This is a genomic window from Shigella sp. FC1661 (assembly GCF_001712525.1).
In the GTDB taxonomy this organism is placed as follows: domain Bacteria; phylum Pseudomonadota; class Gammaproteobacteria; order Enterobacterales; family Enterobacteriaceae; genus Escherichia; species Escherichia coli.
Map to the genome: position 1 here is coordinate 1 of NZ_MDGW01000100.1, position 7,837 is coordinate 7,837.

Consider the following 7,837-nt stretch of genomic DNA (forward strand, 5'->3'; position numbering starts at 1 on the left):
AGTTGCCATGTTTTACGGCAGTGAGAGCAGAGATAGCGCTGATGTCCGGCAGTGCTTTTGCCGTTACGCACCACCCCGTCAGTAGCTGAACAGGAGGGACAGCTGATAGAAACAGAAGCCACTGGAGCACCTCAAAAACACCATCATACACTAAATCAGTAAGTTGGCAGCATCACCAGCTGCACGTAATCAGCAAGCGATATACGCAGCGAATTGAGCGGCATAACCTGAATCTGAGGCAGCACCTGGCACGGCTGGGACGGAAGTCGCTGTCGTTCTCAAAATCGGTGGAGCTGCATGACAAAGTCATCGGGCATTATCTGAACATAAAACACTATCAATAAGTTGGAGTCATTACCTTCGAGGAGAATGTTGACGTAGATATTACAGAAATCTCAGCGCATCAGGATAAACTGCTACCTTAGGTCAACCACCAAAAGAAAATACAATACGTCCAGTTTGTATGCCTTTAATAACACATCTTTTAAATGTTGAAGAATTATCCCGCCTGCTGAAGAACGTTGCTCTGAGTGTGATAAACCTTTTTATTCTTGATGATGTCAGCGAGAAGATGGAATATATCCCCGACTGGGTCGTGGTTACCCGGTTAAACATCTGGTGGCGCTAATAAATCTGGCAAGTCACATTCTGTTGAATGCTGTGACAGTGCCTTACCGAGAGAGCGAAATTGTGGTGTTCTAGTGCATAGTCGCTACCATTCCGGATAATTCTATTGCGTTGTTTTACAAGTTCTTTTACAGCGCAGATCTGTCGCTGACGTTGAATCAATAGCCTGGATTTCAGAACACAATGCCCGTTTGCTGGTTGGTCCGGCAGTAGCATTAATTCATTATCTGAATGAAATGTGTCAATCCACAGAAACCGCTGTCAATGACACATTTTGTCGGACGTTAACACGAGAAAGTCTGGCTATTCCGTAATGCCATCTTATTTCGTAATGGATTGAGAATGCTGGATTTTTAATTATATTACGCGCAGTATTAATCGCGTAAATGTTTTGCGGTCAGCAACGGTGGGGGATCCATTGTTCTGTTCAATGAATACCATCATACATTTGAATCAGGAGTCGGTATGATGATTTTGGTGACGGGGGGCGCACGGAGCGGGAAGAGTCGCCACGCAGAGGCGCTTATTGGGGACTCTTCACAGGTTCTGTATATCGCTACCTCGCAAATCCTTGATGATGAGATGGCTGCACGGATAGAACATCATCGGCAAGGCCGCCCGGAGCACTGGCGCACAGTGGAGCGCTGGCAACATCTTGATGAATTAATTCATGCAGACATTAACCCGAATGAGGTTGTGTTGCTGGAATGCGTTACCACAATGGTGACTAATCTGTTGTTTGATTATGGCGGCGATAAAGACCCTGATGAATGGGATTATCAGGCGATGGAACAGGCGATTAATGCTGAGATTCAGTCGTTGATTGCTGCCTGCCAACGTTGCCCCGCAAAGGTTGTATTAGTGACTAACGAAGTGGGAATGGGGATTGTGCCGGAGAGTCGTCTGGCACGACATTTTCGTGATATTGCCGGGCGGGTAAATCAGCAGTTGGCCGCTGCGGCAAATGAAGTATGGCTGGTGGTTTCGGGTATTGGAGTAAAAATCAAATGAGTAAATTATTTTGGGCGATGCTCTCATTTATTACGCGTCTGCCTGTACCGCGTCGCTGGTCCCAGGGACTGGATTTCGAGCATTATTCTCGCGGTATTATTACTTTTCCTTTAATTGGATTATTGCTTGGCGCGATTAGCGGGCTGGTCTTCATGGTGCTGCAGGCATGGTGTGGCGTACCACAGGCGGCACTGTTTAGCGTACTTGTGCTGGCGCTGATGACCGGGGGATTCCACCTGGACGGCCTCGCCGATACCTGTGATGGCGTATTTTCTGCACGTAGCCGCGATCGCATGTTGGAAATCATGCGTGATAGCCGTTTAGGCACCCATGGCGGTCTGGCATTGATTTTTGTTGTACTGGCAAAGATTCTGGTATTAAGCGAGTTGGCTCTGCGTGGCGAACCGATCCTTGCATCGCTGGCGGCAGCATGTGCGGTCAGCCGCGGGACTGCCGCATTATTGATGTATCGTCATCGTTATGCGCGGGAAGAAGGGCTTGGCAATGTGTTCATTGGCAAAATTGATGGGCGACAAACCTGCGTCACACTCGGCTTAGCCGCTATTTTTGCTGCCGTATTATTGCCGGGTATGCATGGTGTGGCTGCTATGGTGGTAACGATGGTGGCGATTTTCATCCTCGGTCAGCTTCTCAAACGTACGCTGGGCGGGCAAACCGGCGATACGCTGGGAGCTGCTATAGAGCTTGGTGAACTGGTCTTCCTGCTGGCACTGCTATAAAGAGACGTGACATGCAAACACTTGCCGATTTACTGAATACGATCCCTGCTATCGATCCTGCCGCTATGTCGCGTGCACAACGGCATATTGACGGGTTACTCAAACCTGTTGGTAGCCTGGGAAGGCTGGAGGCGCTTGCCATACAACTGGCGGGAATGCCGGGGTTGAATGGCATACCGCATGTGGGCAAAAAAGCGGTACTGGTTATGTGTGCCGATCACGGCGTCTGGGAGGAAGGGGTCGCTATTTCCCCAAAAGAAGTGACAGCCATTCAGGCTGAAAATATGACCCGCGGAACAACCGGCGTGTGTGTGCTGGCAGCACAAGCGGGCGCTAACGTCCACGTAGTTGATGTTGGTATTGATAGTGCTGAGCCTATCCCCGGGCTTATCAACATGCGTGTCGCACGAGGTAGCGGCAATATTGCTTCAGCTCCGGCAATGAGTCGCCGTCAGGCTGAAAAGTTGCTTTTGGACGTCATATGTTATACGCGGGAGCTGGCAAAAAACGGTGTCACGCTGTTTGGTGTAGGTGAACTGGGGATGGCAAACACGACACCGGCAGCGGCAGCGGCAATAGTCAGCACAATCACTGGCCGGGATCCTGAAGAAGTGGTTGGGATTGGCGCAAACCTGCCGACAGATAAACTGGCTAATAAAATTGATGTTGTGCGCCGGGCGATTACGTTGAATCAACCAAATCCGCAGGATGGCGTTGATGTCCTGGCAAAAGTGGGTGGATTTGATTTGGTCGGAATGGCTGGCGTGATGTTAGGCGCTGCTTCCTGCGGTTTACCCGTGTTGCTGGATGGATTTCTTTCTTATGCTGCCGCGCTCGCAGCCTGCCAGATGTCTCCTGCAATCAAACCGTATCTCATTCCTTCTCACCTGTCGGCAGAAAAAGGGGCGCGTATTGCGCTGTCGCATTTGGGGCTGGAGCCTTATCTCAATATGGAGATGCGTTTAGGTGAGGGGAGTGGCGCAGCTCTGGCGATGCCCATCATCGAAGCTGCCTGTGCGATATATAACAACATGGGCGAACTTGCTGCCAGTAATATTGTTCTACCGGGGAATACGACTTCTGATTTGAACAGTTAAAAACGAAAAGTCTGATAAAAGCTATACTTAACGGATAGCTTTCGCGACTTAGGAAAGGGACATGATGCGTCGTGTAAATATTTTTTGCTCATTTGCTCTGCTTTTTGCCAGCCATACTAGCCTGGCGGTAACTTATCCATTACCTCCAGAGGGTAGCCGTTTAGTGGGGCAGTCGTTTACTGTAACTGTTCCTGATCACAATACCCAGCCGCTGGAGACTTTTGCCGCACAATACGGGCAAGGGTTAAGTAACATGCTGGAAGCGAACCCGGGCGCTGATGTTTTTTTGCCGAAGTCTGGCTCGCAACTCACCATTCCGCAGCAACTGATTTTGCCCGCCACTGTTCGTAAAGGGATTGTGGTTAACGTCGCTGAGATGCGTCTTTATTACTACCCACCAGACAGTAATACTGTGGAAGTCTTTCCTATTGGTATCGGCCAGGCTGGGCGAGAAACCCCGCGTAACTGGGTGACTACCGTTGAACGTAAACAAGAAGCTCCAACCTGGACGCCAACGCCGAACACTCGGCGCGAATATGCGAAACGAGGGGAGAGTTTGCCCGCATTTGTTCCTGCGGGCCCCGATAATCCCATGGGGCTGTACGCGATTTATATTGGCAGGTTGTATGCCATCCATGGTACCAATGCCAATTTTGGTATTGGGCTCCGGGTAAGTCAGGGCTGTATTCGTCTGCGCAATGACGATATCAAATATCTGTTTGATAATGTTCCTGTTGGGACGCGTGTGCAAATTATCGACCAGCCAGTAAAATACACCACTGAACCAGATGGCTCGAACTGGCTGGAAGTTCATGAGCCGTTGTCGCGCAATCGTGCAGAATATGAGTCTGACCGAAAAGTGCCATTGCCGGTAACCCCATCTTTGCGGGCGTTTATCAGCGGGCAAGAAGTTGATGTAAATCGCGCAAATGCTGCGTTGCAACGTCGATCGGGAATGCCTGTGCAAATTAGTTCTGGTTCAAGACAGATGTTTTAAGAGCGTTGGTAATTAGAAAGCAAAAAGCCTGCTAGAAAGCAGGCTTTTTTGAATTTGGCTCCTCTGACTGGACTCGAACCAGTGACATACGGATTAACAGTCCGCCGTTCTACCGACTGAACTACAGAGGAATCGTGTGAACGGGGCGCATATTAATGGCAGTGCATGGTGATGTCAAAGGGTGAAATGCATTTTTTGGTTTGTTTGCTGTCAATTTCAACAAAGTGGTGAGCTTTCAATCTTATTGGGTAATGAACTATCGTGGTGCATACCCTCCTTTTATAGGGCAGGGGAACGCGACAGCTGATTAAAGGAGCAAATGACGAATCTATCATAATCTCTTATTTGACAGTTGGTTAGCTTGTACATCAACGCCAAAATAAAACTGGCAAGCATCTTGCAATCTGGTTGTAAGTAATGGCGGCACTTGGGCCGATTCTTAAAAACCGGAGGCAACATGAACTTCAGACGCCTGAAATACTTCGTAAAAATTGTAGATATTGGTAGCCTGACCCAGGCTGCTGAAGTATTGCATATCGCACAACCAGCGCTCAGCCAGCAGGTTGCCACACTGGAAGGTGAGTTAAATCAACAACTTTTGATCCGTACAAAGCGGGGCGTTACGCCAACAGACGCCGGAAAAATTCTCTATACCCATGCGCGGGCCATTTTACGTCAGTGTGAACAGGCCCAACTGGCGGTGCATAACGTTGGTCAGGCATTATCGGGGCAAGTCTCGATTGGCTTTGCACCAGGAACCGCTGCGTCATCCATCACCATGCCCTTATTACAGGCGGTTCGCGCTGAATTTCCGGAGATCGTTATCTATCTTCATGAAAATAGTGGTGCAGTGCTTAACGAAAAATTGATAAATCACCAACTCGATATGGCGGTGATTTATGAGCATTCCCCTGTGGCTGGTGTATCCAGTCAGGCTTTGCTGAAAGAAGATCTTTTTCTGGTAGGAACTCAAGATTGCCCGGGGCAAAGCGTTGATGTGAATGCTATTGCGAAAATGAACCTCTTTCTCCCCAGTGATTACAGTGCTATTAGACTTCGTGTTGATGAGGCTTTTTCCTTACGGCGACTCACAGCAAAAGTCATTGGTGAAATTGAGTCTATTGCCACGCTTACCGCAGCGATTGCAAGCGGCATGGGCGTTGCAGTATTACCCGAATCGGCCGCGCGTTCGTTATGTGGCGCAGTAAATGGGTGGATGTCACGCATTACCACTCCTTCCATGAGTCTCTCTTTGTCATTAAATTTACCCGCCAGAGCGAACTTATCGCCACAGGCACAGGCACAGGCACAGGCAGTGAAAGAGTTGTTAATGTCAGTGATTAGTTCCCCAGTGATGGAAAAAAGGCAGTGGCAATTGGTGAGCTAAGCGTTATATCGGGATGGAATAAGATGCGGGTTTTTATTATTTGTTATGCCGGGCATTAGACTTTAACAATAACGGGAAATCTGAACTGCCCGGAGTTTACCGTGAATTTCCAACAACTAAAGATAATCCGCGAGGCTGCACGTCAGGATTACAACCTGACAGAGGTTGCGAATATGCTTTTTACCTCACAGTCCGGCGTCAGCCGTCATATTCGGGAACTGGAGGATGAACTTGGCATCGAAATATTTGTTCGACGAGGTAAGCGGCTGCTGGGCATGACTGAACCGGGCAAAGCATTACTGGTCATTGCAGAACGTATTCTGAATGAAGCCAGTAATGTTCGTCGGCTTGCAGACCTGTTTACCAACGATACGTTTGGCGTTCTCACTATTGCAACGACGCATACTCAGGCACGTTATAGCTTGCCAGAGGTCATTAAAGCTTTTCGCGAACTTTTCCCGGAGGTTCGGCTCGAGCTAATCCAGGGGACGCCACAGGAAATTGCGACGTTGTTGCAAAATGGCGAAGCTGATATTGGTATCGCCAGCGAGCGTTTGAGTAATGACCCGCAGCTCGTCGCCTTCCCGTGGTTTCGTTGGCACCATAGTTTGCTTGTTCCACTCGATCATCCCTTAACGCAAATTACACCATTGACGCTGGAATCAATAGCGAAGTGGCCGTTAATCACTTACCGACAGGGGATTACGGGGCGCTCACGTATTGATGACGCATTTGCCCGCAAAGGTTTGCTGGCAGATATTGTATTAAGTGCGCAGGATTCTGATGTCATTAAAACCTATGTTGCTCTTGGGCTTGGGATCGGATTAGTTGCCGAACAATCCAGCGGCGAACAAGAGGAAGAGAATTTAATCCGTCTGGATACGCGGCATCTTTTCGATGCTAATACTGTCTGGTTGGGACTGAAGCGAGGACAACTTCAGCGTAACTATGTCTGGCGCTTTCTGGAACTTTGTAATGCAGGACTGTCAGTTGAGGATATCAAGCGGCAGTGATGGAAAACAGTGAAGAGGAAATTGATTATCAGATATAGCAAAAAGCCCGCTATAAAAGCGGGGCTTTTCAGAAATTTGGCTCCTCTGACTGGGATCGCCGTAGCCATTAACTGGCTGATTGGAAAGCTAAAACAAAAAATCGAGATTGTCAAGGCCACCAGATTGACCACCTTTTTTCTGGTAAACATGAACTGAATCCTACGAAGTGTCACTTCACAGAGAAAATACTAAAAATTAAGTCGAGGGCACTGGATGCTAAGTTTTTACCCCTATATGGGAGGAAGGATTACACAGTACTTTATCTTTACTGGCGGCGACTTTATATGCTAGATATATTTCTTGCAATACTGTAACTCTGTGCGAGTAATTATATATAATTATTATTTGGATTGCTTTTTTTTCTGCGTTATTTTTTGTATGTAAAGTTCGGTATTTGTGTCAGGATACAATTTTTTCAATTTTTCAACCCAAATGAGGGCGTCATCGTACTTTCCACTATCCATCATATTTTTGATAATATCTTTTATTGCAAATACACATCCGTTATCCGCAGATAAGTTTAGATAATATTCCGATCCTCTAATATCACCTATTTTTAATAAATATTTTGACATCTGATATTGTGCGTAATTATTACCATGTTCCGCTGATTTCTTCAGCCATTGTATTGATTCATCTACTTTTCCTTCTGACTCAAGGGTAATGACTCCAACTTACTGATAGTGTTTTATGTTCAGATAATGCCCGATGACCTTGTCATGCAGCTCCACCGATTTTGAGAACGACAGTGACTTCCGTCCCAGCCTTGCCAGATGTTGTCTCAGATTCAGATTATGTCGCTCAATGCGCTGAGTGTAACGCTTGCTGATAACGTGCAGCTTTCCCTTCAGGCGTGATTCATACAGCGGCCAGCCATCCGTCATCCATACCACGACCTCAAAGGCCGACAGCAGGCTCAGAAGACG

Annotated in this window: 8 protein-coding genes, 1 tRNA gene and 3 pseudogenes; 9 read left to right on the forward strand and 3 right to left on the reverse strand. The window is 47.8% G+C overall.

Features of this window, described 5'->3' with window-relative positions; translation table 11 throughout:
- Positions 1-122: IS1 family transposase (locus tag BFF42_RS07265; RefSeq protein ID WP_001422013.1), on the reverse strand; the 122-nt coding region annotated here is incomplete at its 3' end.
- Between the two features lie 57 nt (positions 123-179).
- Between BFF42_RS07265 and BFF42_RS07270 the strand changes: the two genes are divergently transcribed.
- The 7 genes and pseudogenes from BFF42_RS07270 to ldtA all read left to right on the forward strand — a co-directional run bounded on the left by BFF42_RS07270 (position 180) and on the right by ldtA (position 4,472).
- Positions 180-344 carry an IS1 family transposase gene (locus tag BFF42_RS07270; protein ID WP_042068947.1) on the forward strand — a complete coding sequence of 55 codons (165 nt, stop codon included), beginning with the start codon at positions 180-182 and terminating at the stop codon, positions 342-344.
- A gap of 256 nt (positions 345-600) precedes the next feature.
- A pseudogene (locus tag BFF42_RS27585) lies at positions 601-789 on the forward strand (IS4 family transposase); the annotation flags it as partial.
- 8 nt (positions 790-797) lie between these two features.
- Positions 798-941 (forward strand): annotated as a pseudogene (locus BFF42_RS27590) (cobalamin biosynthesis protein); the annotation flags it as partial.
- Positions 942-1,092: 151 nt separating this feature from the next.
- Positions 1,093-1,638, forward strand: coding sequence for a bifunctional adenosylcobinamide kinase/adenosylcobinamide-phosphate guanylyltransferase (cobU, locus tag BFF42_RS07285; RefSeq protein WP_000973176.1), 546 nt, complete (start codon positions 1,093-1,095; stop codon positions 1,636-1,638).
- Entirely contained in the window at positions 1,635-2,378 is a 744-nt protein-coding gene (gene cobS / locus BFF42_RS07290; protein WP_039059169.1) for an adenosylcobinamide-GDP ribazoletransferase, read from the forward strand. Before cobU ends, cobS begins: the two co-directional genes overlap by 4 nt.
- An 11-nt stretch (positions 2,379-2,389) precedes the next feature.
- Positions 2,390-3,475, forward strand: a complete 1,086-nt coding sequence (gene cobT / locus BFF42_RS07295; RefSeq protein WP_001193778.1) for a nicotinate-nucleotide--dimethylbenzimidazole phosphoribosyltransferase — start codon at positions 2,390-2,392, stop codon at positions 3,473-3,475.
- A gap of 61 nt (positions 3,476-3,536) precedes the next feature.
- Entirely contained in the window at positions 3,537-4,472 is a 936-nt protein-coding gene (ldtA, locus tag BFF42_RS07300) for a L,D-transpeptidase (protein WP_000986308.1), read from the forward strand.
- Between the two features lie 55 nt (positions 4,473-4,527).
- Here ldtA and BFF42_RS07305 read toward each other — a convergent pair.
- Positions 4,528-4,603 (reverse strand) — tRNA-Asn (locus tag BFF42_RS07305).
- A 326-nt stretch (positions 4,604-4,929) separates the two neighbouring features.
- Here BFF42_RS07305 and nac point away from each other — a divergent pair.
- Both nac and cbl read left to right on the forward strand, forming a co-directional pair.
- Positions 4,930-5,859, forward strand: coding sequence for a nitrogen assimilation transcriptional regulator NAC (gene nac / locus BFF42_RS07310; RefSeq protein WP_039060111.1), 930 nt, complete (start codon positions 4,930-4,932; stop codon positions 5,857-5,859).
- A gap of 101 nt (positions 5,860-5,960) precedes the next feature.
- A pseudogene (cbl, locus tag BFF42_RS07315) lies at positions 5,961-6,910 on the forward strand (HTH-type transcriptional regulator Cbl).
- Between the two features lie 675 nt (positions 6,911-7,585).
- Here cbl and BFF42_RS07325 read toward each other — a convergent pair.
- Positions 7,586-7,837, reverse strand: a 252-nt coding sequence (locus BFF42_RS07325; protein WP_001393792.1) for an IS1 family transposase, incomplete at its 5' end; no start/stop codon positions are given.